The organism is Actinoplanes sp. SE50/110 (assembly GCF_900119315.1).
In the GTDB taxonomy this organism is placed as follows: domain Bacteria; phylum Actinomycetota; class Actinomycetes; order Mycobacteriales; family Micromonosporaceae; genus Actinoplanes.
The window spans coordinates 856072-879506 of the sequence record NZ_LT827010.1; the positions used below are offsets into that span (position 1 = coordinate 856072).

The following is a 23435-nucleotide window of genomic DNA, read 5'->3' on the forward strand; positions in this document are numbered from 1 at the left end:
GCCTCAAGACATTACGTTCATCCCTTGTCGACCATCCCGGGGTGCGCTTTCAGGTACGCCGCAATGGTGCCCGCGGCGACCGCGGAGAGGAAGCCGCGGGCCTCCGCGTTCAGCGCCTCGCCCAGGTAGCCGCTGCCACTGCCGACGCCGCCGCCGTCCAGCTGAACCATGGTCACCGAGGACGGGGTGAGGTCACGCAACGCGTACGCGTAGTCGATCGGTTGTCGTCCGCCGACCGTGACCAGCGTCTTCCCGAGGGCGGTGATGACCGGCTGAAGTTTCGCCGGGTCGCTGAGGCCCTCGCCGAGCGCCTTGTCGAGGATCGCCTCGACCATCTGCCGCTGATGGCGCTGCCGGTCGTAGTCGCCGTTCGGCAGGCCGTAGCGCTGCCGGGCGTAGTCGATCGCCTGCCAGCCGACCAGGTGCCGCTTACCGGGCAGGTAGACGGCCTGCGGCCCGGTGTAGTCGTGGCCGCTCAGCTTGCGCAGTGTGCCGTCCGGTCGCCGGTGCCGCGACTTCACCTTCTGGTCGATCGTCATGTCGATCCCGCCCAACTCGTCGACCAGCCGGTCGAGGCCGCCGAAGTTGAGGATCGCGCCGGCCTGGAAGGTCCTGATCCCGGTGTACGCGCTGATCGTCCGGGTCAGCAGGTCGTAGCCGTTCGCCACGTTCTTGGCGGTCCGACCGGGGATCCGCGAGCCGAACGCCATCGCCTCGGTGAGCTTGTGCCTGCCGCCCGGGAAGCCGGCCTTCGGATAGGCCGGGACCTGGACGAGCAGGTCCCGGGGGAGGGAGTAGAGGTAGGCGGACTTCAGCCCGGCGTCGACGTGCAGCAGCATGATCGCGTCGGAGTGCGGCTCCCAGCCGGGCTCGGTGATCCGGGTGTCGACGCCGGCCAGCACCAGATCGAGCGGGCCGGTGAGGTCGGCGCCCGGGGAGGGCGCCGGCGCGGCGCTCGGCGTCGACTCCGGGATCGGCGCCGTGGACGCGGCCGGGGCGGCGGCGCCGGAGTGCCGGCAGGCGGCGACCGTCATCCCGAGCACGGCGACCACCACGGCTCGCGCGATCCTGCCTGTCCGCATGATCCGACCCTAGAGCAGCCCGGCGAGGGTGCTCAATGGCCGTGTGCAGGGCCGTCGGTAAACTCGCGGGGTGAGTACCCCGCGTCCCGTCCTCGTCGTCGACTTCGGCGCCCAGTACGCCCAGTTGATCGCCCGCCGGGTCCGTGAGGCCCGTGTCTACTCGGAGATCGTGCCGAGCTCGATGCCGGTCGCCGAGATGCTGGCGAAGAATCCCGCCGCGATCATCCTGTCCGGCGGCCCGTCCAGCGTCTACGAGCCGGGCGCGCCCACGCTCGACGCCGGCCTGTTCGACAGCGACGTGCCGGTCTTCGGCATCTGCTACGGCTTCCAGGCGATGGCTCAGGCGCTCGGCGGCACGGTCGCGCACACCGGCTCCCGGGAGTACGGGCGGACCCTGCTCACCGCGCAGGGCGGCTCGCTGCTCCGCGACCTGCCGGCCGACCTGCCGGTCTGGATGAGCCACGGGGACAGCGTCTCGGTCGCCCCGTCCGGCTTCATGGTCACCGCGTCCACGCCCGGCGCTCCGGTCGCCGCGTTCGAGGACCTCACCGCCCGGCGTGCCGGCGTGCAGTTCCACCCCGAGGTGGCGCACACCGAGCAGGGCCAGGAGATGCTCAAGCGCTTCCTGTACGACATCGCCGGCATCGAGCCCACCTGGACCCCGGGCAACATCATCGAGGACCAGGTCGCCCTGATCCGTCAGCACGTGGGGGACAAACAGGTCATCTGCGGCCTCTCCGGCGGCGTCGACTCGGCGGTCGCCGCGGCCCTGGTCCACAAGGCCATCGGTGACCAGCTCACCTGCGTCTTCGTCGACCACGGCCTGCTGCGCGCCGGCGAGCGCGAGCAGGTGGAGAAGGACTACGTCGCGGCCACCGGCATCCGGCTGGTCGTCGTCGACGCCGAGGAGCAGTTCCTCGGCCACCTCAAGGACGTCACCGACCCGGAGCAGAAGCGGAAGATCATCGGCCGCGAGTTCATCCGGACGTTCGAGGCGGCGGCCCGCGACCTGGACGCCGAGCGGCACATCGAGTTCCTGGTGCAGGGCACCCTCTACCCGGACGTGGTGGAGTCCGGCGGCGGCACCGGCACGGCGAACATCAAGTCGCACCACAACGTCGGCGGGCTCCCCGACGACCTGCAGTTCGCGCTGATCGAGCCGTTGCGCACGCTGTTCAAGGACGAGGTGCGCGCGCTCGGTGCCGAGCTCGGGCTGCCCGAGGCGATGGTGCAGCGGCACCCGTTCCCCGGCCCGGGTCTGGCCATCCGGATCATCGGTGCGGTCGACCGGGAACGGCTGGACCTGCTGCGCCAGGCCGACCTGATCGCCCGCGAGGAGCTGACCGCGGCCGGCCTCGACCGCGACGTGTGGCAGTTCCCGGTGGTGCTGCTGGCCGACGTGCGCAGCGTGGGCGTGCAGGGTGACGGCCGCACCTACGGCCACCCGGTGGTGCTGCGCCCGGTCTCCTCCGAGGACGCGATGACGGCGGACTGGTCGCGCCTGCCCTACGACCTGATCGCCAAGATCTCGAACCGGATCACCAACGAGGTCCGCGAGGTCAACCGGGTGGTGCTGGACGTCACGAGCAAGCCGCCGGGCACCATCGAGTGGGAGTGACGCCCAGTAGTGGATCAATCGCCCAGGGCGGCTAAATCCGCCCTGAGCTGCGGTTACGCAGCGCGATTCAACTGTCAGGAACCCGACAGACGCCCTCGATTAGTAACATAATCCGGGCAGAATGCCGCTTCGTGACCCCCGCACTGGAACCGCTCCGCAGGATCGCCGCCTACGCCGTCGCGACCGACGACGAAGGCCGCGTGCTTCTGGTCCGGGCCTCGGCCAAATCCGGGACGCCCGGCATCTGGTCGCTGCCCGGCGGCGCCGTGGACCACGGCGAAGATCCCAATCACACCGTCGTCCGCGAGACCGCGGCGGAGACCGGCCTCTCCGTCGCGGTGACCGGGCTGCGTGACGTCCTGGCCGACATGCGCTCACTGCCGCACCGTGGCGTCACCATCCACACCGACCGGCTGATCTACACCGTGTCGGTGCGCGGCGGCACCCTGATCGACCGGGTCGGCCACCCCACCGACCTGGCGCGCTGGCACACCCTGGAGGAGGCGGCGCGGCTCAAGCTGCGCCCGTTCGCCGCGGAGGCGCTGGGACTCCCGGCCGCCTCGGCCGACCTGCGCCCCGACGTGCCGCCGACCTTCCCGTCCTTCTACGCCTACCAGGGGCCGGACGGGCTGCACCGGGCGCAGCGGTTCGCGGCGTACGCGATCGCCACCGACCCGTACGACAATCTCCTGCTGACCCGGATCGCGCCCGGGTATCCCGGCGCCGGCTGTTGGCACCTGCCCGGCGGCGGCACCGACTACGGCGAGCAGCCCGGCCCGGCGCTGATCCGTGAGCTGGTCGAGGAGACCGGCCAGCAGGGCCGGCTGATCGAGCTGCTCGGGGTGGCCAGCCACCGGGACGCCGCCTCGCTCGGGCCGGAGGGCTACCCGATCGACTGGCACGGGGTCCGCGCGTTCTACCGGGTGGTCGTCGACGCGCCGACCGAGGTGGTGATCCACGACGTCGGCGGGTCCACCTCCGAGGCCGGCTGGATGCCGCTGCGCGAGGTTGCCGCGCTCGCCGCCGACCAGCTCACCGAAGTCACCGCCGATGCGCTGCGGGCGGCCGGGCTAATCTAGGCACAGTGAAGATCAGACGAACCGCGGCGTACGGGGTGTGCCGGGCCGCCGACGGCGGGGTCCTGCTCACCCGCGGCTCCGATCTCAGCGCCTTCCCGGGCGTCTGGTCGCTGCCCGGCGGCGGGGTGGACCACGGCGAGGCGCCGGCCGACGCCGTGGTCCGCGAGTTCGCCGAGGAGACCGGCCTGACGGTGGCCGTCACCGGGGTGCGCGGCGTGGTCGCCGACGTGGTCGCGTTCCCGTTCGACGATCTGGTGGAGCACACCGACCGGATCCTCTACGACGTGGCCGTCACCGGCGGCGATCTGCGCCCGGAGACCGGCGGCACCAGCGACCTGGCCGAGTGGGTGCCGCCCGCCGAGGTGGCCGCCCGCCCACTGCTGCCGTTCACCGCCGGCGCCCTCGGGGTGTCCTTCGACGCCCCCGCGGTGGTGCCGCTCGACGACGAGCCGGTGCACCGTGGTGACCGCGTGCAGCGGTTCGGGGCGTACGGGCTGGTGACTGATCCAGCCGGACGGATCCTGCTGGCCCGGATCACGCAGGGTTACCCCGGCGGCGGTTCCTGGCATCTTCCCGGTGGCGGCACCGACTACGGCGAAACCCCCGAGGAAGGTTTACTTCGTGAACTTTATGAAGAGACCTCGCAGCGCGGCCGGATCGACGGCCTACTGACTGTCGGTCATCGATACGACCCGGCGGCGCTCGGACCGGAAGGTGTTCCGCTCGACTGGCATGTGATTCGCGTCGTATATCGCGTAAGAGTGGAGGAACCGGTCACTCCGGTGGTCAGCGAAGCCGCAGGTGGATCCACCGACCGGGCGTCCTGGTTCACCCCCGGTGAGGTCGCCGGGCTGCCGCTGACCGAACTGGCCCGGGAAGCACTGGCTGAGGCGGGCTAAAATCGTTACAGGAACACGGGGAGCGGCACCGGTGTTGAGCAGTTTCAGAGATAGCTCAGCGCGACCAAAAGGCCTCTCGCCAAGGCCGCGCCGCTGTGCGATGGTGTAACCCGCAATTTCGCCTGGCTTCAAGGACGACGCCGGTGACCACGATCTCCATGGAGGAACCACGTGCCGCGTACCCCTTGGCGCCGGCGTCGAACGACGGATAGCCCCCGTCCCGCCGGCCGCCGTTGGGCTGGCCGTTTGCGCCGTGGCGGGACTCTCGCCCGGCAGGCCCTGCTGGTTCGGGTGGGTCGCCGCGCCGCCGAGACGAGCCGGGCCGCCACCGCGACCCGTGCCGAGGTGCTCTACACCTCGCCGGAACCGGGGCTGAGCCGCACCATTCCCGCCCCCGGAGTTCCCCTGGACACCCCCGCCGCCTTCCCCGTGGACGAGTCCGTCCCGGCGACCATCCCGCTGCTGCCGGGCGAGCCGACGATGGCTCGCCGGGCGCGTTTCGCGCTGGTCAACGCCTGCACCCTGAGCAGTCTCGGGCTCGGCCTGCTGGCCATCTTCCTGGCCATGGCCGACCAGCCCCGGTGGGCCGCCGGCTGCCTGGTCGCCTGCGTCGCCTTCGACGGCCTGGACGGCGCGCTGGCTCGTAAGCTCGGCGTCGCCAGCCCGTTCGGCGCGCAGATGGACTCGCTCGCCGACATGTGCTCGTTCGGCCTGGCCGCGCCGGTCGTGGTCTACGCCTCGCTGCTCGGCACCGTCCCGCAGCCGGCCGCAGCGCTGGCCTGCGCCCTGGTCGCGGGCTGCGCCGCGGTCCGGCTGGCCCGCTTCAACGTCTCGCCGAAGGACGGGCGCTTCTTCTGCGGCGTCCCGACCACGATGGCGGCGGCGGTCCTCGCGCTCGCCGTGCTGATCGGCCTGCCGCTGCCCGGCATGGCGCTGCTGGCCGGCGTCGCGCTGCTGGCCTTCGCGATGGTGTCCAGCTTCCCGTACGCGAAGCTCGCCCGGATCGTGAAGCTGCCGCCGTGGCTGTGGCTGCTGCCGGTGGTCGGCGCGCTGGTCGAGCCGAAGATGACGTTCGTCCTGGTCGTCGCGACCTACCTGGTCAGCGGCCCGGTCCTCTGGGTGCGCGCCAAGCGCGCCTGATCGTCGAAAAGGCCGCCCCTTCCGACCGGGAGGGGCGGCCTTTTCGTGTCCGGCTACTTCCAGCGGGCGATCACCGTGGCGCCACCGACGACCCGCTCGTCGACGCTGACCAGCGCCTCCGCCCGGTCCGCCGGCAGGTAGACGTCGGTGCGTGAGCCGAACCGGATCAGCCCGAACCGCTCGCCCTTGGCCACCAGCGTGCCGACCGGGGTGCGCTGCACGATCCGGCGGGCGATCAGCCCGGTCCGCTGCGCCACCACGACGGTCCCGTGCTCGGTGTCGAGCACCGTGTACGCCGCGACGTTGTGCTCGGCGGCCGCGGTGGCGGCGTTCGCGAAGCCGCCCTCCTCGACGAAGTAGTCGGCGACCCGCCCGGCCACCGGCGACCGGTTCACGTGCACGTCGAAGACCGACAGGAAGACCGCGATCCGCAGGAACTCACCCGGGCCGAACCGGTCGTCGTGCATCCGCTCCACCGACAGGATCTTGCCGTCGGCGGCGGCCACGACCGAGGCCGGGTCGGACGGCACGTCCCGCTCCGGGTCCCGGAAGAACGCCGCGACCGGCGCCGCGGCCAGCGCCGGGATCAGCCACAGCTTCGACTTCGGCCGGGTCCGGCGGGCCAGCGCGGCCAGACCGAGCGCGATGCCGGCGGCGGCCACCCCGTTCGAGTCGATGTGCATGGTGCGGGTCAGCGGGACGCTGGCCGTCCGGTAGGCCGGGGCGACGGTCGCGGCGGCGCCCACCTCGGCCGGGGTGAACCGCAGCTTGTGCACGCGCAGCGGCGGCTGGTTGCGGACCACCAGGTCGGAGCCGACCCCGAAGAGTGAACCCTGGCGGAACAGCTCGGCCGCGGCGCCCATCGTGCGGCCCGGGCCCGCCGGGGTGGCGACGCTGAGCACGGCGCCGTCGGTCAGGTATTTCGCGAGTTTGTCGATCAGGCCGCGGGTGTCGTCGGCGGTGCCGGTGAGCGGCTCCCCGACGATGACCACGTCGGCCGGCTGCGCCTCGTCCAACGACTCCAGGATGCGCACCCGGTCGGCGACCCAGCTGCCCAGGCCGGTGATGTGGCCGCGGAGCAGGTCGGCGCTGCTGTGCTCACCGGCCACCAGGACGAGGGTGTCGCCCGGCAGGAGCGCCTCGACGGCGGCGGCCACCACGGCGGAGGCATGGTCGGCACCGATCAGCAGGGCGGTGGTGGCCGCGTTCTGCCGGGCGAACTCGGCGGTCAGGGCGCGGGCGGCCCGGGCTCCCACGGCCGGGACGGGCGTGGCGGACACGGCGGGAAACTGGGTCATTCCGCGAGCATATTGCCCCGCCCTCGGACGCCGGTCCGTGGGCGGGGCAAGTGGGTCACTTATCCGTTTCACGTTCTTCGCGGGGGAACCGGGCGGCCGGGTCGTCCATCAGCTCCTGGACGATCGAGGCGTGCACCTCGGGCGGCAGATCGCCCGGGACCGACGCCGGTACGGCCTCGGCCAGGACCGGGGCCACCGGCTCGCGGCGTCCGGAAGTGATCGCCCCGAGCAGACCGATCACGCCGAACAGGATCAGGCCGCCGGCCACCGTCCAGCCGAGCGCCGGCAGGTGCAGGGTGACCACCTGGGAGACCGCCCACCAGGCCGCGATCACCAGGGAGATCAGGCCGAAGGTGAGGGACACGCCGTCCATCCGGTGCGGTTTCATCGGATCACCTCCAGGTTTCCGGTTTCGAGGTGCAGGTCGAGGGCGAGCTTGCCGCCGCCGGCGCCGTCCCGGCCGAGGTCGGTGACCGATCGCGACGAGGCGTCGTCGCCGCTGTACTCCTGGCCGAACAGCACCGTCCGGCCGCCGACGTGCACCTGCGCGGTGGTGTCGACCCGGTCCGGCAGCAGCACCCGGAGCTGGCCCACGCTCATCCGGACCGTGGTGGCCTGGTCGGCGCCGGTGAAGTCGACGCCGCGCAGGTCGAGGGTGACGTTGCCGAGCGTGAACTCGTAGGAGTCGGCGACCTCGGCGAGGTTGGCCGGACGGTACACGCTGTCCCGGAACTCGCTGCCCCACCGCTCGGTGCCCGTGCTGATCAGCAGACCGATGGTGGTCAGGAAGGCCAGGAAGATCAGGCCGCGGGCCCGGCCGAACCAGGTGCCGACCAGCAGGCCCAGGCCGATGGTGGTCAGAGCGGCCGCGAAGTACGCCGACACCGCGACGTTCACTCCGGCCATGTCGAGCACCGCGAGCAGGCCCATCACCACGATGATCGCGAAGAACGTCAGCCGGCCCAGGATCGAGCGCTGCTTCGGCGGCTTGGGCGGTTTCGGCGGCGGCGGGGTGGCCGGCGCGGGCGGCGGGTAGGCGCCGGCGCTCGCGAACGGGCCGTGCGGGGCGAACGGCGGGCGGTACCCGGACTCCGTCGGCGGGGTCCAGCGTGGCGGCTCGTACGCCGCCGGCGCGGGCGGGGTCACCGGTTCGCCGGCCGGTGCGGCCGGGGTCGGCGAGGTGAACGCCATCGTCGGCTCCTCGGCGCCGGGCGACGCGGGCGGCCCGGCCGGTGCCGGCGGTGCGGCGAAGGTGCCGGCCGGCGCGCCTCTTTTGATCAGCAGGAACGCACCCACCAGCACGGCCGCCGCCAGCATGCTGGCCCGGGCGCCGTCACTGACCACGAACGAGAAGGTCAGCAGTGCGGCCCCGCCGAGCACCACCACGCTCAGCGGCGACATCCCGGAGTGACCCTTGCCGAGCAGTGACTCGACCGGCGAGGCGGTGTCCCCCTCGGACGGGATGACCAGCCAGCCGATCAGATAGAACAGCACCCCGGCGCCGCCCAGCACGCCGAGCACCGCGAGCAGCACCCGCCACAGCACCGGGTCGGTGCCGGTGCGCCGGGCCAGGGCGCCGCAGACGCCGGCGATGTAGCGGCCCTCGCGGGGGCGGACCAGCTGCTGGCGGGCGAAGGCGGCCTGCGCCGCGGTGAGCCACGGCGGCACGTTCGCCTGCGGTGGGGTGGTGGCGGAAGGTGCCGGCCCGCCCTCAGGACCGGTACCCGGGGTACGGGGTTCGGCAGCTTCGTCGTTCATGCTTCCGATCCTGCGGCCCACGCGGCCCGAGCCGCCTCAGGAACCGACCCTGAGGCCACCCTGAGATCCCGGCGCCCGACACCGGGGGACTTCCCCGTGGCCAGGGCTTGCCGCACGTGTGACGATCGGGGGGTGACCGCTACCGCCGCACCGCCGCCGATCCGCCGGCTGTACCGCCCTCGCGAGCACCGGATCGTGGCCGGTGTCGCCGCCGGGCTGGCGCGCCACCTGGGCGTGCCGGTGCTGGCCGTGCGGATCAGCCTGGTCGTGCTGCTCGGATTCAACGCGCTGGGCCTGCTGCTCTACGCGGCCTACTGGGCGGTGCTGCCGCAGGAGGCCCGCCTCGACGAGAAACCGGCCCGCCGCGACCTGGGCGCGCTGCTCCCGTTCGCCGCGATCGGGCTGGGCGTGGTGCTGCTGCAGACCCTGGTCTTCGGCGACCAGGTGGGCACCACGGTGGGCTGGATGATCGCGGTGGTCGCGGTCGGCGCCGGGGTGATCTGGCACCAGTCCGACCCGAGCCGCCGCGAGCAGTGGGCCGACGCGAACGCGCCGTCCGGCTGGATGGCGGCGATCATCGGCGAGACGGACCGGCGCTCGTTCATGCTGCGCTTCGTCGGCGGCGGGGTGCTGGTCGCGGTCGGCGTGATCGGCGTGGTCGCGATCTACTCGCCGGCCGACTCGCTCTCCTCGGTCTTCAACGGCATGATCTTCGCGCTGGTCGGCCTGCTCGGCGTCGGCGTGGTGGTCGCCCCGCTGGTCTGGCGCACGTTCGGCCAGCTGCGCGCCGAGCGCGAGGGCCGGATCCGCGAGCAGGAGCGGGCCGAGGTGGCCGCGATGATCCACGACCAGGTGCTGCACACGCTGGCCCTGATCCAGCGCAACTCGGCGGACATCAAGGAGGTCCAGCGGCTGGCCCGGGGTCAGGAGCGCAGCCTGCGCAACTGGCTCTACAAGCCGACCGCCTCGCCGACCGAGCGGTTCTCCGCGGCGCTGGAGCAGGCCGCCGCCGAGGTGGAGGACACCTACGCGATCAGCGTCGAGACCGTGGTGGTCGGCGACACCCAGTGCGACGAGAAGGTGGCGGCCCTGGTCGCCGCGGCCCGTGAGGCGCTGGTCAACGCGGCCCGGCACGCCGGGGTGCAGACGGTGTCGCTCTACGCCGAGGTGGAGCCGGACGAGTTGAGCGTCTTCGTCCGGGACCGGGGCGCCGGCTTCGACCTGGGCGGTGTGGCGGAGACACGGCACGGCGTCCGTGGTTCGATCATCGGGCGCATGCAGCGCCACGGCGGGCGCGCGGAGATCCGCAGCGCCCCCGGCAACGGTACGGAGGTGCGTCTCACGCTCCCGGTCTCCCGGGAGAGCGTGACCGCCGGTAAGGAGTCGTCGAGATGACCGAGCCCGTGACGCAGTCGGCCGGCCGGCTGACCGTCTTCCTGGTGGACGACCACGCGATGTTCCGCGCCGGGGTGCGCGCCGAGCTGGGCCGGCACGTCGAGGTGGTCGGCGAGGCCAGCACGGTGGCCGAGGCGATCAGCCGGATCGGTCAGATCCAGCCTGACGTGGTGCTGCTCGACGTGCACATGCCGGACGGCGGCGGCCGGGCCGTGCTGGAGTCGGTCCGGCGCACCCATCCGCAGGTCAAGTTCCTGGCGCTGTCGGTGTCGGACGCGGCCGAGGACGTGATCGGCCTGATCCGGGCCGGCGCCCGGGGCTACGTCACCAAGACGATCTCACCGGACGAGCTGGCCGCCGCGGTGCGCCGGGTGGCCGACGGCGACGCGGTGTTCAGCCCGCGGCTGGCCGGGTTCGTGCTGGACGCGTTCGCCTCCCGGCCGGACGTGCCGGTCGCCGACCCGGAGCTGGACCAGCTGACCAACCGCGAGCGCGAGGTGCTGCGGCTGCTGGCCCGGGGGTACGCGTACAAGGAGATCGCCAAGGAGCTGTTCATCTCGATCAAGACGGTCGAGACCCATGTCTCCAACGTGCTGCGCAAACTCCAGATGAGCAACCGCTACGAGTTGTCACGGTGGGCGGCTGATCGGCGACTCGTCTGACGTTATGTCCACCGAGCGTCACCGAAAATCACACGATCGGCTGCGCTCGGTGTACGTTCAGGCACTACAGGGAGTACTCGCAGCTCAGACCAGCCGAATCAGCCAAAAGAACGATCTTTGAGCGTGCGTACGGACGTAAACGGCTAATATCGGCTTGATAACGGCGCTCTTTGGTTTCAGTGCCCCTGTGTCACAGTGGCAGCTACTCACACAACCCCTCGTGAGCGCCCCTGAAGGAGGCACTCCCATGCCTGGGAAAAGCCCTTGGAAGATGGCGGTCGGTGCGACCGCCATCGCCTTGTTGGCCGCCGGTTGCGGTGGCGGCGGGTCTGATGACCAGTCGACCACTTCGAATACGGTCGTTATCGGTATCTCCGAGCCGGAGCACCTGATTCCGTCGAACACCACGGACTCGAGCGGCTCCGAGGTTCTGCAGTCGCTGTTCACCCCGCTGGTCAAATTCGACGACAAGAACGAGCCGACCCTGGTCGCCGCCGAGTCGATCACGCCCGACAAGACCAACACCACCTGGACCGTGAAGCTGAAGTCCGGCTACACCTTCAGCAACGGTGAGCCGGTCACCTCGGACAACTACATCAACGCGTGGAACTACGGCGCCTACGGGCCGAACGGCCAGAACGCGTCGTCCTTCTTCCAGCACATCGCCGGTTACGGCGACCTGCAGTCGGTCGACCCGGACGGCGCCGGCCCGAAGAAGGCGCCGGACCCCAAGGCGAAGACCCTGACCGGTCTGAAGAAGGTCGACGACTCGACCTTCACCATCACCCTCGACGCGCCGTTCGCCGGCTGGGAAACGGTCATGGCCTATGACTGCTTCCTGCCGCTGCCGAAGGCCGCCTGGGCCTCCGAGGGCAAGCTGGCCGACGGCTTCGAGGACGCCCTGATCGGCAACGGCCCCTTCAAGCTGAAGGGCAAGTGGGAGCACGACTCCCAGCTCGTGGTCGAGAAGGTCGCCGATTACAAGGGCGCGGTGCCGAAGATCGACGGCATCACCTGGAAGGTCTACCAGGACCTCAACGCGGAGTACGCCGATCTGACCGACGGCCACGTCGACGTGCAGACCACCATCCCGATCGAAAGCCTGGCCAAGGCCTCGGCCGACCTGGGTGACCGGTTCAAGAAGAGCCCGATGTCCGGGTTCGGCTACATCGGCTTCCCGACCTTCGAGAAGGAGTTCTCGGACGTCCGGGTCCGCCAGGCGCTGTCCATGGCGATCAACCGCCAGGAGATCAGCGACCAGATCTTCCTCGGCTCCCGGGTTCCGGCGACCTCCTTCGTCTCCCCGGTCGTTCCCGGTTACCGCGACAACACCTGTGGCGAGAACTGCACATACAACCCGACCAAGGCCAAGGAGCTCTACACCGCGGCCAACGGTCCGAAGGACATCAAGATCACGTACAACGCCGACGGTGGCCACAAGCCCTGGATCGACGCGCTGTGCAACCAGATCAAGGCGTCCCTGGGTGTGAACTGCACCGGCGTCGGTGAGCCGAAGTTCGCCGACCTGCTGAAGAAGGCGGAGGCCAAGACCCCGATCGGCCTCATCCGGCTCGGCTGGGTCATGGACTACCCGCTGATGGAGGACTACCTCGGCCCGCTGTACAGCACGGGCGGTTCCTCGAACTACTACGGCTACAGCAACCCGACCTTCGACAACCTGGTCAAGGAGGGTTCTGCGGCGCCCACCACGGACGATGCCGTGAAGAAGTGGCAGGCGGCTGAGGACATCCTCGGCAAGGACCTGCCGGTCATGCCGATCTACACGCAGCAGAACGTGTTCGGCCACTCCGAGAAGGTCTCGAACGTGAACGTCGACCTGTACTCGCGCGTCGACCTCAGCAAGATCGAGGTCGTGAAGTAGTTTCGACCGCTTGACCGGTGGTGGCGTCACGGAGAATGTGAAACCGTGGCGCCACCACTGCGTTACCCACCCTCACCCCGTCGCCGTGCTCACGAGGCCGGCGCTCTTCCGCGGAAGAGGCTAATCCCACATGTTCCGCTACATCGTGCGGCGCTTACTGCAGATGGTGTTGACCTTTTTCGGGTCCACCTTCCTGCTCTTCGCCCTGGTGTTCGCCAACCAGACCGACCCCATCCAGGCGCTGGTCGGCGAACGTCCGATCACTGCGAGTCAGCGCCTGGCGCTCACTCAGCGATACCATCTCGACGAAGGATTCTTCGGGCAGTACTGGTACTACATCAAGGGCCTGCTCACCGGGGACCTCGGCATGTCCCTGACCGGCCGGAAGATCAGCCAGATGATGGCCGATGCGTGGCCGGTCACCCTCCGGCTCGCCGTGATCGCCATCGTGATGGCCGCCGTCTTCTCGATCACCGCCGGCGTGTACTCCGCGATCAAGCGGGGCGGCATCTTCGACAACTCCTCGCTGCTGCTCACCCTGATCCTGCTGGCCATGCCGATCGTGGTGATCGCGCCGCTGTTCCAGCTCGTGTTCGCTATGCAGTTGCACTGGTTCACGGCTACCGCAACACGTGACGCGACTTTCACGCAACTGCTTTTGCCGGCCATCGTGCTCGCCTGCATCGTGGTCGCCCCCGAGATGCGGGTCACCCGGACCTCGGTCGTGGAGAACCTGCGCGCCGACTACGTCCGTACCGCGCGGGCCAAGGGCCTGACCCGGATGCGGGTCATCTGGGTGCACGTGCTGCGCAACTCGCTGATCCCGGTGATCACGCTGATCGGCGTCGACCTGGGCACGCTGATGGCCGGCGCCATCGTGACCGAGCACGTCTTCAACATCCCCGGGGTCGGCTTCAACCTCGCCCGGGCGATCCGGACCGAGGACGGCCCGCTCGTGGTCGGTTTCGTGAGCATCTTGGTGATCCTGTTCCTGTTCATCAACCTGCTCGTCGACCTGCTGTACGCCGCCCTCGACCCGAGGATCCGTTATGAGTGACCTGAACACCGTGACCGCGGCCGAGGCGCCGGGCGGTCAGCCGAACGTTCCGCACGGCCCGGTCAAGAAGGACAAGCCGCGCAGCCTCGCCGCCGACGCCTGGGACGATCTGCGCAAGCGCAAGATCTTCTGGGTCGCCGTCGTGCTGGTGGTGGCGATCCTGGTGATGGCGGCTTTCCCGACGCTGTTCACCTCCGCCGACCCGCGTTACTGCGTCCTTCCCAACCAGTTCAAGGGCCCGAGGAGCGGTGCCCCGTTCGGGTTCGACTTCCAGGGCTGCAACGTCTACGCCAAGACCGTTTACGGTGCTCGCAACTCGATCATCGTCGGTGTGCTCTCCACTCTGCTGGCCGGTGTCATCGGCCTCGTCTTCGGCCTGGCCACCGGCTACTACGGCGGCTGGGTGGACGCGATCCTGTCCCGCTTCGTCGACATCATGCTGGGCGTGCCGTTCCTGCTCGCCGGCATCGTGCTGTCCCGCCGGCTCTCCGCCGGTGCGGGCAGTGACGGCATCATGGCGGTGACCCTCACCCTGGGCCTGCTGGCCTGGACGTCGGGCGCGCGGGTGATGCGCTCCGCGGTCATCTCGTCGAAGAACCAGGACTACGTGGCGGCCGCCCGGATGCTCGGGGCGACCCCGGGCCGGCTGGTCTTCCGGCACATTCTGCCGAACTCCATCGCGTCCTACATCGTGCTGCTCACCCTGCTGCTCGGCATCAACATCTCCAGCGAGGCGACCCTGTCCTTCCTCGGGGTCGGGCTCAAGGGCAGTGCCATCAGCTGGGGCATCATGATCTCCGACGCCAGCGGGTTCGCCCGGATCGAGCCGTGGCCCCTGGTGTGGCCGGCCGCCTTCCTCGGCGTGACCGTGCTCGCCTTCATCATGCTCGGCGACGCCGTGCGTGACGCTTTCGACCCGAAGTTGCGGTGACACCGGCATGACCGACTGCACCGAACGGCAGCTCCCGGTGGCTGCCTGCTACCTCGCAGGTGAGGGCCACGAGGGCATGCCAAAGGAGACACTGTGACGGATATCAAGGCGCAGATGGACGTCCTACCGGGCGTCGACCCTCGCGCACCCCTGCTCGAAGTGAACGACCTGCACGTCGAGTTCCGAACGAACTACGGTGTGGCCAAGGCCGTCAACGGCGCCAACTTCTGGCTCTCCCCGGGCGAGACGCTGGCGATCCTCGGCGAGTCCGGCTGCGGCAAGTCGGTGACCGCTCAGGCGATCATGGGCATCCTGGACACCCCGCCGGGGTACGTCACCCAGGGCCAGATCAAGTACCGCGGCGTCGACCTGCAGAAGCTGCCGGAGGACCAGCGGCGCAAGGTCCGGGCCAACCGGATCGCGATGATCTTCCAAGACGCGCTCTCCGCACTGAACCCGGTCTACACGGTCGGTTTCCAGCTGGGCGAGCTGTTCCGCAAGCACCGCGGGATCTCGCGGGCCGAGGCCAAGCGCCGTTCGATCGACCTGCTCGACCAGGTCAAGATCCCCGGCGCGCGGACCCGGGTCGACGACTACCCGCACCAGTTCTCCGGCGGCATGCGGCAGCGCGTCATGATCGCCATGGCGCTGGCGCTCGACCCGGAGGTGCTGATCGCCGACGAGCCCACCACGGCGCTCGATGTCACCGTGCAGGCGCAGATCATGGGCCTGCTCGCCGACCTGCAGCGGCAGCGCAACATGGGCCTGATCCTGATCACGCACGACATGGGCGTGGTCGCGGACGTGGCCGACCGGATCTCGGTGATGTACGCGGGCAAGGTCGTCGAGGAGGCGCCGGTCTACGACATCTACGCGCGTCCGGCCCACCCGTACACCAAGGCCCTGCTCGAGTCGATTCCCCGGCTCGACATGAAGGGACAGCAGCTCAGCGTCATCCGCGGCCTGCCGCCGGCGCTGACCGACGTGCCCAAGGGGTGCGCCTTCAACCCCCGGTGCGCGTACGCGCGGGACGCCTGCCGTCAGGACCCGCCACCGCCGCCGTACCAGGTTTCGGTCCAGCCGCACCGCACGGCGCGCTGCCACTTCTTCCGGGAGGTCATCGGTGAGTGACGTCGTCCTCGAAGCCAAGGGCCTGGTCAAGCACTTCCCGATCACCCAGGGCATCGTTTTCAAGAGCAAGGTCGGCGCGGTCCGGGCGGTCGACGGTGTCGACCTGCACCTGCGTCGCGGCGAAACCCTGGGCGTCGTCGGCGAGTCCGGCTGCGGCAAGTCGACCCTGGCGAAACTGCTGGTCGGCCTGGAAACCCCGACCGCCGGCTCGATCAACGTCCGCGGCGAGGACATGGTCAGGTTGAAAGGCGCCGCACTGCGCCGGGCCCGCCGCAACATCCAGATGGTGCTGCAGGACCCGTACACGTCGCTGAACCCGCGCATGACGGTCGGCGACATCATCGGCGAGCCGTTCGAGATCCACCCCGACGTGGTCCCGAAGGGCGGCCGCCAGCGCGCGGTGCAGGACCTGCTGGACACGGTCGGCCTCAACCCCGACCACATCAACCGCTACCCGCACCAGTTCTCCGGCGGCCAGCGCCAGCGCATCGGCATCGCCCGGGCGCTCGCCCTCAAGCCGGAGATCATCGTCTGCGACGAGCCGGTGTCGGCGCTCGACGTGTCCATCCAGGCCCAGGTGATCAACCTGCTGGAGCGGCTGCAGAACGAGTTCGGCCTGTCGTACATCTTCATCGCCCACGACCTCTCGGTCGTCCGGCACATCTCCGACCGGGTCGCCGTCATGTACCTCGGCAAGGTCATCGAGACGGGCCACGACCAGGCGATCTACGAGCAGCCCACGCACCCGTACACGCAGGCGCTGCTCTCCGCCGTCCCGGTCCCGGACCCGCGCCTGCGCGGCCACCGCGACCAGATCGTGCTGGAGGGCGACGTGCCCTCGCCGGCCAACCCGCCCTCGGGATGCCGTTTCCGCACCCGCTGCTGGAAGGCGCAGGACATCTGCGCCCAGCAGGAGCCGCTCCTCCAGATCCGCGAGCGGTCCCCGCACCCCAGCGCCTGCCACTTCGCCGAAATCCGGGATGTCGTCAGAGGCCGCTGACCGATATCGATAGAGTTGGGCGTCTTCCGGCTGCTACCAAAGCAAGCCAGGGCGTCTTCGGTTGCTACAGAGCGAGGCCGGGCCGATCTTTCGGCCCGGCCTTCTGCTTGCCGCTCGTCGGCGGATCAGCGCAGCCAATTCAAGGTCACCGACGCAGGTAAAGATCAAATTCATGAAGCAGATGTCGTGCACTCCGGCCCATAACTGATCGCTGCTCCCGCCGCTCCCGGGCACGACGATTTTGGCCGCCGTAAAACGCCGCCGGTGAGTTGGCAGACGATTTCCCGCCGCCGGTTTTGCGGCGACGAGAAATCGGCTGTCAACTCACCGGTTACCAGGCGTTTTGCCCGCGTAGCGAAGCGGAGCCAGGTTACAGCGGGCCGCGGCCGGAGCGGAGCAGGAGGAGGGCGACCTGGGTGCCGTCCGGGCCCAGGGCGGCGCGGAAGCGGTCGACGATCTCGCGTTCGCGGGCGAGGACCAGGCGGGTGCCGCCGGAGGCCATCCGGGTTTTGCCGACCTCCTGGGAGAGGCGGGAACGCTCCTGCCAGAGGTCGATGATGGCCTGGTCGATCTCGTCGATCCGTTCGCGCAGGGCGCGGATCTCGTCGGCGGCCAGCGGGCGGCCGGCGCCGGTCGACGCGTCCAGGGCGATCGCCGCGGCAGCCGCCTTGTCGGTCGCGGCCGCCGGTGTGGACGCGGGCGGGGCGGCGTCGGGGGTCGGCGGCGTGGTGGGGCGGGCGGCGTCGGTGGACGGTGGCGTGGTGGGGCGGGCGGCGTCGGTGGACGGGTTCATCACGTCGGCGGTCATGTCGTGCTCCTCGGATGATCGCCCGGACGGCCCGGCCCGGGAAGCAACAAGCCCCGGGCCGTGGAAGCCCGGGGCTTGAAGTAGGTCTGTCGATCAGGGGCGACCCACGGCTGCCGGACTTCCGGGGCCGTAGTAAAAAAATCGCGCCTGCTGGATCACGAGCCGAGTATGCCCCGCTCCCGGATGCCGCCGCAAGGAAACCGCCCGAACGTTGGGAATGGTGCGTGGCGGGGGTGCTGACGACGTACCGCGCAAGGGTGGTGAACTGCCCGAAGACCGGCCCGGCGGGAAGGCCGGGCCGGATCCGCGACGGTCAGGGGGTGGTGGTGATCCGGTTGGCCGGGCCGGGCTGGACGGTGCCGGTGGCCAGGTAGGCGGTGAGCGCGTCGATGTCGAAGCCGGGCGCGGTGACCACCTTGGCCGGGTCGACGACCAGGTTGGTGAAGCCGTCGCCGCCGTTGGCCAGGAAGTTGTTCATGGTGACCCGGTAGGTGGCGGCCGGGTCGATCGGCGTGCCGTTCAGCGCCAGATTGCTGACCTTCGAGCCGAGCGGGGCGGACGCGCTCCAGGTGTAGGTGAAGCCGGCCGAGACCTGCAGGATCTTGGTGGTGGTCTGCTTGGCGTAGCCGGCGAACTGCTGCTCCAGCGCCTCCTTGAGCTGGGCGCCGGTGAGCGGCTCGGTGGTGACCAGGTTGTTGAACGGCTGGACGGTGAACGCCTCGCCGTAGGTGACCTGGCCGTACGCCTCGCCGCCGGAGGACTGGTCGGCGTCCAGGTCGGCCCGGATGCCGCCCGGGTTCATCAGCGCGATCTGCGCTGTGGCCGCGGTGGTGTAGGTGAGCTGGGCGTCGGCGATCACGTCGCCGAGCGGGCTCTCGCCGGCCGCGTTGTTGCTGCGCGGGATGTCACCGGAGATGGTGCCGATCACCTTGTTGGCCAGCGGGGCCACCGCGACCCGGTACTTGTCGGCGACCTTCTTGGCGGCCGGGTCGACGGTGTCCGGGTTCTTCAGGTAGACGCCGGTCGCGTCCTTCTTCCAGCCGCCGTTGCCGTCCGGGACGCCGTTCTCCACGATCACGTTCTTCGCGGTGATCTCGGTGAACTTCCCGGTCCGCTTGTCCAGCGAGTAATCGATGTCGGTGATCAGCTGACCGTTGGTGCCGGCGCTGGTGACCACGGTGTCGGTACCCGCCTTGTTGGGCAGCTTGCAGCTGTAGAACCGGTGGGTGTGCCCGGAGACCACGATGCTGATGTCCGGGTTGAGCCCGGCCACGATCGGCACCACCGCGCCGGTGAAGCCGGTGCAGTCCGAGACGCCCGCGGTGGGCGTCACGGTCGCCTGCGCGCCGCCCTCGTGCAGGAGCAGCACCTGGGCCTTGACCCCGAACAGCTTGAGGATGTTGCTCCACCTGTTGGCGGTGACGATCTCGTCGGTGAAGTGCACGTTCTTGATGCCGGCCGGGTTCACGATGCCGGCGGTGCCCTCCAGGGTGAGGCCGATGAAGCCGACCGGCACGCCACCCACGTACTTGATGTCGATCGGCGGCAGGATCGGCAGCCCGGTCCTGTTGTCGATGGTGTTGGCCGCGAGGTAGTGGAATTTCGCCCCGCCGAAGCCGTCGCCGTCCTGGCAGCCGTCGACCGGGTGGCACCCACCGCGCTGCATCCGGATCAGCTCGGCGACGCCCTCGTCGAACTCGTGGTTGCCGACCGAGCTCACCTGCAGGCCGACCGTGTTCATCAGCTCGATCGTCGGCTCGTCGTGGAACGCGGCGCTGACCAGCGGGCTGGCCCCGATCAGGTCGCCCGCGCCGGCCGTGATGGTCTGCCGGCCCTGCGCCGCCGCCTCGGCGCGCAGCCTCTTCAGATAGGTGGCGAGGTGTTCCACACCGCCGGCCGGGGTGCTGGTGCCGCCGGCGTTGACCACCGCACCGCCGCCGGTCGGCGGGTCGATCGCGCCGTGGAAGTCGTTGTAGCTGAGAATCCGGCCCTTCACCACGGGGGTGCCGGGTGAGGCGCCGTACGACGCGGACACCGGGACGAACTCGGCGGGCGGCGCGGCGGCGGCCGACTGGGCGGGCGCCGTGGAGAGCGCGCCGACGACGGCCAGCGCGACGGCCGGAACGGCCACCCGCCGCCGCAGCGGAGAAGTCATGATAGTCGATCCCTCATCGTCAGTGGACGTTCAACCTCGTGATCAGCCTGGTGGATCGGCGGTTCCGGCGCCACCGCTTCGAGGTGTCAACTAGATTGCTGAACGCCGATGCGGTGCCGTTCCGGTGCGATTTCCTGTCGGGGGGTCGGCATACACTGGCTCCCGCGATGCGACCTTCCTCTGAACCTTCCGATGACGCCCTGTTCCCGCTGCCCGAGACGGCTGCCGCCGCCGCCCCGCCGGCCCCGGTGGCCGCGACGCTGCGGCCCGTCGCGCCGGCCGTCCGGCAGCCCGAGCGGCCGCGTCGGCGGGTCGACCCGGAGGCGCTGCTCGAGGGGCTGAACGGCCCGCAGCGCGACGCGGTGACCCACGCCGGCGGCCCCCTGCTGATCGTGGCCGGCGCCGGCTCCGGCAAGACCCGGGTCCTCACCCACCGGATCGCCTACCTGCTGGCCGCGCGGGACGTGCACCCCGGCGAGATCATCGCGATCACGTTCACCAACAAGGCGGCCGGCGAGATGAAGGAGCGGGTCGCCCACCTGATCGGTCCGCGCGCCCGGCTGATGTGGGTGTCGACGTTCCACTCGGCCTGCGTCCGGATCCTGCGCGCCGAGCATGAGCACGCCGGGCTGAAGAGCACCTTCTCCATCTACGACGCGGACGACTCGCGCCGGCTGATGCAGATGGTCGCCCGCGAGCTCGATCTCGACCCGAAGCGCTACACCGCGCGTGGCCTGGCCGCCCAGGTGTCGAACCTGAAGAACGAGCTGGTCGACCCGGAGGAGTTCAAGGCCAAGGCGAAGGGGCCGAACGAACGGGCCGTCGCCGAGGCGTACGAGTTGTATCAGCGCCGCCTCAAGGAGGCGCACGCGCTGGACTTCGACGACATCATCATGGCCACCGTGCACCTGTTCCAGTCGCACCCGCTGGTCGCCGAGGCCTACCGCCGCCGCTTCCGGCACGTGCTGGTCGACGAGTACCAGGACACCAACGTCGCGCAGTACATGCTGATCCGCGAGCTGGTCGGCCGCGACGATCAGGACCCGTCCGAGCTCTGCGTGGTCGGTGACGCCGACCAGTCGATCTACGCGTTCCGCGGCGCCACGATCCGCAACATCCTGGAGTTCGAGCGGGACTACCCGTCCGCCCGCACCATCCTGCTGGAGCAGAACTACCGCTCCACCCAGACCATCCTGTCCGCGGCCAACGCGGTGATCGACCGGAACACCTCGCGCAAACCGAAACGGCTCTGGAGCGACCAGGGCGCCGGCGAGCAGATCGTCGGCTACGTCGCGGACACCGAGCACGCCGAGGCCGACTGGGTGGCCCGGGAGATCGACCGGCTGTCCGACCGGCACGAGGTGCGCCCCGGCGACGTCGCCGTCTTCTACCGCACCAACAACCAGTCCCGCGTCTTCGAGGAGGTGTTCATCCGGGTCGGTCTGCCCTACAAGGTGGTCGGCGGGGTGCGCTTCTACGAGCGTAAGGAGGTCCGCGACGCGCTGGCCTACCTGCGCGCGATCGTCAACGAGGACGACACGGTCAGCATCCGCCGGGTATTGAACACCCCGAAGCGGGGGATCGGCGATCGCGCCGAGGCCTGCGTCGAGGCGCTGTCGAACCGGGACCGGATCTCGTTCGGCCAGGCACTGCGTCACGCGCGGACCGCCCCGGGCATCTCCACCCGCGCGGCCAACAGCATCGCCGACTTCGTGCAGATCCTCGACGACCTGCGGGAGATGTCGCTGACCGAAGCGCCGGAGGCGGTGCTGGAGGCGGTGCTGCAGCGCTCCGGCCTGCTCACCGAGCTGGAGGAGAGCCTCGACCCGCAGGACCAGGGCCGGGTGGAGAACTTGCAGGAGCTGGTCAGCGTCGCCCGGGAGTACACCGAGCGGGTGGAGACCCAGGCCGGCGAGGACGATCCGGAGGCGCCGGTCGCGTCCCTGGCCGGCTTCCTGGAGCAGGTGGCGCTGGTCGCCGACGCCGACCAGATCCCCTCCGACGACCCCGACCACCAGGGTGTGGTCACCCTGATGACACTGCACACCGCCAAGGGCCTGGAGTTCCCGGTGGTCTTCCTGACCGGGCTGGAGGACGGCGTCTTCCCGCACATGCGCGCCATGTCCGACAACTCCGAGCTGGAGGAGGAGCGCCGGCTGGCCTACGTCGGGATCACCCGGGCCCGGCAGCGGCTCTACCTGTCCCGGGCGGTCACCCGGTCGGCCTGGGGCCAGCCGCAGTACAACCCGCCGTCGAGGTTCACCGACGAGCTGCCGGCCGAGCTGGTCCGCTGGGAGCGCACCGGCGGGTCGTACACGTCGTGGTCCGGCACCGGGGGCGGGGTGGGCGGCCGCGGCGGCGGCGACCGGCAGCGCGGCGGCGGCTTCGCCGGCGGCACCCCGAAAGCGCAGCGGATCGCCGAGCGGCTCGGCATCGACGCCAGCCGGCTGTCCACCGCCAGCGAGCTCAAGCAGGCACCGAAGGTGGAGGCCGGCGACCGGGTCAACCATCAGCGGTACGGCCTGGGCCGGGTGGTAGCGGTCGAGGGACACGGGCCGGGCGCCCGCGCCCAGATCGACTTCGGCGACCAGGTGATGTGGCTGATCCTGCGGCACGCCCCGATCGAAAAGATCTAGAAGGTGTCGCAGCCGGCGATGTCCACCCCGTGCCGGTGCATCCAGGCGGTGGGTTCGACCGGGTTCTTGTAGTAACCCTCGTGCACCTCGAAGTGCAGGTGTGGACCGGTCGAGTGGCCGGTCGAGCCCTCGTTGCCGATCTGCTCGCCGGCCCGCACCACCTGGCCGACGGCCACCGTGATGCGGGACAGGTGGCCGTAATGGGTGAGCCACCCGTTGCCGTGGTCGATCAGCACCGCGTTGCCGTAGCCCTCGGCGACGCCGGCGCGGACCACGACGCCGGCGCCGGCCGCGACGATCGGGGTGCCGTCCGGGGCGGCCAGGTCGACGCCGGCGTGCAGGCGGCCCCAGCGTTCGCCGAAGCAGGAGGTGACCCGGGCGGTCGGGTTCGGGTCGACCCAGGTGCCGGTGGCCGCGGCCACGGCGACCGGCTTTTCCGCCCGCTTGACCGGATCGGGCGCGGGGCGGCCCACGCTGACCTCGTCGCCGGTGTGCTGGAGCTCCGGGTGGGTCTTGGCCGGGGCGTCGTCACCGGGTGGCGGGACGATCGGCAGCGCGGCGTACGGGTGCGCGGCGGTGTGCCCGCCGGAGGTGGCGTGCTGGTGCACGGGGGCGGCCGAGGCGGCCGCACCGGCCACGCCGATCCCGGTGGCCAGGGTGGCGGTCAGCGCGGTGAGTGAGACGGCGGAGCGGCCGCGGGTGGCGAACAGGGCCGGGAAGGCGGGGGCGCGGTGCCGGTGCAGGCGTTCCTGGCGGTGCCGTCCGGTGCTGCCCGGTGTCGCTGTCTGCCCCACGCGAGGGTTCCTCCCGACGAACCGTGATCGCTGTTGTCACGGTTCTGTCGGCCCGGGGCCGGGGGCACTGAGGGAGTCGGCAACCGATTCAACCGAGTCGCAACCGGGGA

General features: G+C 70.4%; 19 protein-coding genes. 12 read left to right on the forward strand and 7 right to left on the reverse strand.

Annotated features, from left to right (window positions below; genetic code table 11):
• Positions 1–17: 17 nt before the first annotated feature.
• Positions 18–1082, reverse strand: coding sequence for an LCP family protein (locus ACSP50_RS03860; protein ID WP_014687842.1), 1065 nt, complete (start codon positions 1080–1082; stop codon positions 18–20).
• A gap of 70 nt (positions 1083–1152) precedes the next feature.
• On the opposite strand from ACSP50_RS03860, the gene guaA reads away from it, so the two are divergent.
• The 4 genes from guaA (at position 1153) to ACSP50_RS03880 (ending at position 5818) form a co-directional block, all read left to right on the forward strand.
• The gene (gene guaA, locus ACSP50_RS03865) at positions 1153–2700 is read left to right on the forward strand and encodes a glutamine-hydrolyzing GMP synthase (RefSeq protein WP_014687843.1); all 1548 of its coding nucleotides are present in this window, start codon (positions 1153–1155) and stop codon (positions 2698–2700) included.
• A 131-nt stretch (positions 2701–2831) separates the two neighbouring features.
• Complete coding sequence (locus ACSP50_RS03870) at positions 2832–3779, forward strand: NUDIX hydrolase (RefSeq protein ID WP_014687844.1); 948 nt, start codon at positions 2832–2834, stop codon at positions 3777–3779.
• A gap of 5 nt (positions 3780–3784) precedes the next feature.
• Positions 3785–4678, forward strand: coding sequence for an NUDIX domain-containing protein (locus tag ACSP50_RS03875; RefSeq protein ID WP_043510796.1), 894 nt, complete (start codon positions 3785–3787; stop codon positions 4676–4678).
• 171 nt (positions 4679–4849) lie between these two features.
• Positions 4850–5818, forward strand: coding sequence for a phosphatidylcholine/phosphatidylserine synthase (locus ACSP50_RS03880; RefSeq protein ID WP_014687846.1), 969 nt, complete (start codon positions 4850–4852; stop codon positions 5816–5818).
• 53 nt (positions 5819–5871) lie between these two features.
• Here the strand turns inward: ACSP50_RS03880 and ACSP50_RS03885 are convergent, their stop codons facing one another.
• The 3 genes from ACSP50_RS03885 to ACSP50_RS03895 are packed head-to-tail and all read right to left on the reverse strand — an operon-like array spanning position 5872 to position 8874.
• Complete coding sequence (locus tag ACSP50_RS03885; RefSeq protein WP_014687847.1) at positions 5872–7116, reverse strand: phosphatidylserine decarboxylase; 1245 nt, start codon at positions 7114–7116, stop codon at positions 5872–5874.
• A 55-nt stretch (positions 7117–7171) separates the two neighbouring features.
• Complete coding sequence (locus tag ACSP50_RS03890; RefSeq protein WP_014687848.1) at positions 7172–7504, reverse strand: hypothetical protein; 333 nt, start codon at positions 7502–7504, stop codon at positions 7172–7174.
• Positions 7501–8874 (reverse strand): PspC domain-containing protein, encoded by a 1374-nt coding sequence (locus tag ACSP50_RS03895; RefSeq protein WP_014687849.1) that lies wholly within the window; start codon positions 8872–8874, stop codon positions 7501–7503. Before ACSP50_RS03895 ends, ACSP50_RS03890 begins: the two co-directional genes overlap by 4 nt.
• 132 nt (positions 8875–9006) lie before the next feature.
• Here ACSP50_RS03895 and ACSP50_RS03900 point away from each other — a divergent pair, with 132 nt between their 5' ends.
• The 7 genes from ACSP50_RS03900 to ACSP50_RS03930 all read left to right on the forward strand — a co-directional run bounded on the left by ACSP50_RS03900 (position 9007) and on the right by ACSP50_RS03930 (position 16932).
• On the forward strand, positions 9007–10269 hold the full coding sequence (locus tag ACSP50_RS03900; RefSeq protein ID WP_231956858.1) for an ATP-binding protein: 1263 nt from the start codon (positions 9007–9009) through the stop codon (positions 10267–10269).
• Entirely contained in the window at positions 10266–10931 is a 666-nt protein-coding gene (locus ACSP50_RS03905; RefSeq protein ID WP_014687851.1) for a response regulator transcription factor, read from the forward strand. The genes ACSP50_RS03900 and ACSP50_RS03905 overlap by 4 nt, the downstream gene beginning before the upstream one ends.
• Before the next feature lie 247 nt (positions 10932–11178).
• On the forward strand, positions 11179–12813 hold the full coding sequence (locus ACSP50_RS03910) for an ABC transporter substrate-binding protein (RefSeq protein ID WP_014687852.1): 1635 nt from the start codon (positions 11179–11181) through the stop codon (positions 12811–12813).
• Positions 12814–12943: 130 nt separating this feature from the next.
• Positions 12944–13870: an ABC transporter permease gene (locus ACSP50_RS03915; RefSeq protein ID WP_014687853.1), complete on the forward strand. Its 927-nt coding sequence runs from the start codon at positions 12944–12946 to the stop codon at positions 13868–13870.
• Positions 13863–14801, forward strand: coding sequence for an ABC transporter permease (locus ACSP50_RS03920; RefSeq protein WP_014687854.1), 939 nt, complete (start codon positions 13863–13865; stop codon positions 14799–14801). The genes ACSP50_RS03915 and ACSP50_RS03920 overlap by 8 nt, the downstream gene beginning before the upstream one ends.
• 114 nt (positions 14802–14915) lie before the next feature.
• Complete coding sequence (locus tag ACSP50_RS03925; RefSeq protein WP_043510804.1) at positions 14916–15932, forward strand: ABC transporter ATP-binding protein; 1017 nt, start codon at positions 14916–14918, stop codon at positions 15930–15932.
• The gene (locus tag ACSP50_RS03930) at positions 15925–16932 is read left to right on the forward strand and encodes an ABC transporter ATP-binding protein (protein ID WP_014687856.1); all 1008 of its coding nucleotides are present in this window, start codon (positions 15925–15927) and stop codon (positions 16930–16932) included. The genes ACSP50_RS03925 and ACSP50_RS03930 overlap by 8 nt, the downstream gene beginning before the upstream one ends.
• A gap of 370 nt (positions 16933–17302) precedes the next feature.
• Here the strand turns inward: ACSP50_RS03930 and ACSP50_RS03935 are convergent, their stop codons facing one another.
• Complete coding sequence (locus tag ACSP50_RS03935; protein ID WP_052311870.1) at positions 17303–17584, reverse strand: chorismate mutase; 282 nt, start codon at positions 17582–17584, stop codon at positions 17303–17305.
• Positions 17585–18053: 469 nt separating this feature from the next.
• Positions 18054–19895: a bifunctional UDP-sugar hydrolase/5'-nucleotidase gene (locus ACSP50_RS03940; RefSeq protein ID WP_014687858.1), complete on the reverse strand. Its 1842-nt coding sequence runs from the start codon at positions 19893–19895 to the stop codon at positions 18054–18056.
• Positions 19896–20062: 167 nt separating this feature from the next.
• Here ACSP50_RS03940 and pcrA point away from each other — a divergent pair, with 167 nt between their 5' ends.
• A complete protein-coding gene (gene pcrA / locus ACSP50_RS03945; RefSeq protein WP_231956859.1) occupies positions 20063–22531 on the forward strand; it encodes a DNA helicase PcrA in 2469 nt (822 codons plus the stop codon).
• Here the strand turns inward: pcrA and ACSP50_RS03950 are convergent.
• Positions 22528–23325 carry a M23 family metallopeptidase gene (locus ACSP50_RS03950; protein ID WP_014687860.1) on the reverse strand — a complete coding sequence of 266 codons (798 nt, stop codon included), beginning with the start codon at positions 23323–23325 and terminating at the stop codon, positions 22528–22530. The two genes, pcrA and ACSP50_RS03950, sit on opposite strands and share 4 nt — an antisense overlap.
• Positions 23326–23435 lie beyond the last annotated feature (110 nt).

Excerpts from the sequence above, each read along its gene's own strand:
- ACSP50_RS03860 (WP_014687842.1), bottom strand. The coding sequence starts at position 1,082 with ATGCGGACAGGCAGGATCGCGCGAGCCGTGGTGGTCGCCGTGCTCGGG.
- ACSP50_RS03885 (WP_014687847.1), bottom strand. The coding sequence starts at position 7,116 with ATGACCCAGTTTCCCGCCGTGTCCGCCACGCCCGTCCCGGCCGTGGGA.
- ACSP50_RS03890 (WP_014687848.1), bottom strand. The coding sequence starts at position 7,504 with ATGAAACCGCACCGGATGGACGGCGTGTCCCTCACCTTCGGCCTGATC.
- ACSP50_RS03895 (WP_014687849.1), bottom strand. The coding sequence starts at position 8,874 with ATGAACGACGAAGCTGCCGAACCCCGTACCCCGGGTACCGGTCCTGAG.
- ACSP50_RS03905 (WP_014687851.1), top strand. The coding sequence starts at position 10,266 with ATGACCGAGCCCGTGACGCAGTCGGCCGGCCGGCTGACCGTCTTCCTG.
- ACSP50_RS03910 (WP_014687852.1), top strand. The coding sequence starts at position 11,179 with ATGCCTGGGAAAAGCCCTTGGAAGATGGCGGTCGGTGCGACCGCCATC.
- ACSP50_RS03915 (WP_014687853.1), top strand. The coding sequence starts at position 12,944 with ATGTTCCGCTACATCGTGCGGCGCTTACTGCAGATGGTGTTGACCTTT.
- ACSP50_RS03920 (WP_014687854.1), top strand. The coding sequence starts at position 13,863 with ATGAGTGACCTGAACACCGTGACCGCGGCCGAGGCGCCGGGCGGTCAG.
- ACSP50_RS03925 (WP_043510804.1), top strand. The coding sequence starts at position 14,916 with ATGGACGTCCTACCGGGCGTCGACCCTCGCGCACCCCTGCTCGAAGTG.
- ACSP50_RS03940 (WP_014687858.1), bottom strand. The coding sequence starts at position 19,895 with ATGACTTCTCCGCTGCGGCGGCGGGTGGCCGTTCCGGCCGTCGCGCTG.
- pcrA (WP_231956859.1), top strand. The coding sequence starts at position 20,063 with ATGCGACCTTCCTCTGAACCTTCCGATGACGCCCTGTTCCCGCTGCCC.